This is a genomic window from Enterococcus sp. C76 (assembly GCF_040886985.1).
GTDB lineage: Bacteria > Bacillota > Bacilli > Lactobacillales > Enterococcaceae > Enterococcus_B > Enterococcus_B lactis.
This window is the reverse complement of sequence record NZ_JBFOEY010000048.1, coordinates 1-475: the sequence shown is the minus strand read 5'-3', so window position 1 is coordinate 475 and position 475 is coordinate 1. Positions and strand designations below refer to the sequence as shown.

1 protein-coding gene is annotated in these 475 nt (G+C 42.1%); it reads right to left on the bottom strand.

From position 1 onward, the window contains the following. Positions 1–475: BspA family leucine-rich repeat surface protein (locus AB3I00_RS14665; protein ID WP_368025622.1), on the bottom strand; the 475-nt coding region annotated here is incomplete at both ends.

The following is a 475-nucleotide window of genomic DNA, read 5'->3' as shown; positions in this document are numbered from 1 at the left end:
CAATTGTTCACAGCCGTAAAAAAGCCTTCCCATGTATTTCCCATTCGCTGTATTCCATCGGGACACATCAATCCTTTTTAAGGATTGACAACTAGCAAAAGCATCCGTAAAATCCGTCACTTGACTCGTATCCCAATTGGAGACATCCACAGATTGAAGGTTGGTACACCCATGAAATATGCCATTTATACTTCGTGCTTGACTCATGTTCCAATGCCCCACATCTAACGTTTGAAGTTGGTAACAATTTTGAAACATCCCATCAAAAATTCGTGCTTGATCCGTTTGCCAGCTACTCATATCTAACGCTTGCACGTTGTTACATTCATAAAACACACCTTCCATGTCTCGTACTTGGCTGGTGTCCCAGCCACTAACATTCAAGGTGGTCACTCCTTTTGCCCCACCAAACAAAGCAGTCATATCAGTGATATTATGGGTATCCAAACGATGAAGATCGATACTGGTCACATTT